Genomic DNA, 1,979 nt, shown 5'->3' with positions numbered 1-1,979 from the left:
GTGTTTTTTGCGGTAGGGACGCCCGTTACTGGGCGCCCCCCGCTCAGATCCCGGCGAGCCCAATTAAGGCACCGGGCTCCTACCTTGGGTGAGTGACGGCGAAGCGCACGTCGGGCCATGGATGAAGGATGCGTGGCTTTGGGAGCCAGTGGTCTGCCACTTGTGTGGTCCGGTCCCATGTGAATCCGTCCCTCTGGCTCCGCCGCCGAAGCGTGCGCCTCCAGAGTTCTTCCACATGGTGCCGAAACGCCGCTAATGCGCGTGCGTTTGTCGGCACCGCAAAGTAGGCAAAATGCCCGCTCACGATCTGCCTGAGCCATTTCCCCTGTTCGGGTATGGGCCAGTGCAGCCGACGCCACAACTCCTCCTTGATGGTCCTGAGCTTCGTCCACATGCGGTCGCCGCGGGTCTTCCGTTGAAGCTGGAAGCGCCCGCTGCGCGTTTTGCCGCAAATGAACGTGAACCCGAGGAACATGAAGGTCTCCGGTTTTCCGAGCCCGCTCTTCTTACGGTTGACCACAGCACGGCGGCCAAACTCAATCACACGGGTCTTGTCCGGATGGAGGGACAGTTCGAACTCCTCAAGCCTCGCGCGCATCGCATCGAGGAAGCGACGGGCGTCGTCCTCGCGCTCGAAGCCAACGACCAGATCATCGGCATAGCGCACGATGATCATGTCGCCGGTAGCCTCACGCTGTCGCCAGCGCTTGGCCCAGAGGTCGAGAACATAGTGTAGGTAGATGTTGCCGAGGAGCGGTGAGATCACCGAACCTTGGCCCGTCCCTTTATCCTCCACAGTCACGACCCCGTCTTCGAGGATACCCGCCTTCAGCCATTTCTGGATCAGGCGGATGATGCGCTTATCGCCGACCCGATGCTCCAGGAAGCGAACCAGCCATTCCTGACTGACAGCCCCAAAGAAGTTCTGGATGTCGGCGTCCAGGATGAAGCTCACTTTCCGATGGTCGATCGCAACACACAGGGCATCCAACGCATCGTGCGGCCCTCTCCCAGGTCGAAACCCGTAGGAGAAGCCGCAGAAGTCGCCTTCATAGATGGCGTTGAGCACCATGACGGTCGCCCCTTGGACAATCTTGTCTTCCAGAGCTGCGATGGCCAGCGGCCGCTGGCTGCCGTCTGCCTTCGGTATATACGTCCGGCGTGACGGTTGCGGGCGGTACGCTCCCCGTTGGACCCGGGCGTGCAGATCCTCGAGCCGGAGCTCAAGCTCTGCCTCGTAGTCCTGCCATGTCATGCCATCCACTCCGGGAGCGGCCTTGCGCCTGAGCGCGTAGAACGCCGTCCGGAGTGCGTCGACAGTGATATGGTGGAAGAGCGCGGTGAACCTGTCCTTCTTCCTCAGCCTTGCGGCTTTCCGTACGCGGTCCAGCGACTGGGACATGCGATCCCGGCCCTGTGTCCGGTGCATGTGTTGCTGTTCCGCGTTCCCCTTGGTCCCCGGCCTTCGCTCCACCGACTCCGCAACCGGTCGCCCGGCTTTGTTCGTCGGCTTCACAGCTACTATGCCGAGGTCAGACTTCTCTGGATCGTTCATCGGCGGCTACGGCTCCTCGCCTTCCCACTGCGGACCATCCACCCGAGGACGGGTTGGGTGGCCAATCCAGAGATCTCCCGGTTCCCGAACAAGGAGCATCCGTGCATGCCAGGGTCTCAGACCACGCCGGGTCGGCTGAGCGCTCGCATAACGCGCTCATCCGTGTTGCCTTCCAGAACGTCAACGCCGTCGGCACCCGGAATATTGGACTTTCGCGGCTCAATGGCTGGCCTGCACGCTCCCCTGCCGACGCTTCGCCGACACCCTCACGGTTGCCTGCGCACGGCTTGGGGCCGATGTGGGTTGCTTGCCCTTCATCGTGGGGGACTTTCACCTCCTACTCCTTGCCGGTCTCCCGGCGCACTGACGTATCCATCCCGATGCGAATAATCTGGTCCACGGACGGTCTCCTGTGTTTGAGATC

The 1,979-nt window shown here is 62.1% G+C and carries 1 protein-coding gene; it reads right to left on the bottom strand.

All coding sequences use genetic code 11. From position 1 onward, the window contains the following. Positions 1 to 79 precede the first annotated feature (79 nt). The gene (ltrA, locus tag FS320_RS42370; RefSeq protein ID WP_152718521.1) at positions 80 to 1,555 is read right to left on the bottom strand and encodes a group II intron reverse transcriptase/maturase; all 1,476 of its coding nucleotides are present in this window, start codon (positions 1,553 to 1,555) and stop codon (positions 80 to 82) included. Positions 1,556 to 1,979: the final 424 nt, after the last annotated feature.

The organism is Microvirga tunisiensis (assembly GCF_009296175.1).
GTDB classification, from domain to species: domain Bacteria; phylum Pseudomonadota; class Alphaproteobacteria; order Rhizobiales; family Beijerinckiaceae; genus Microvirga; species Microvirga tunisiensis.
This window is presented reverse-complemented; position numbering and strand designations above follow the sequence as displayed.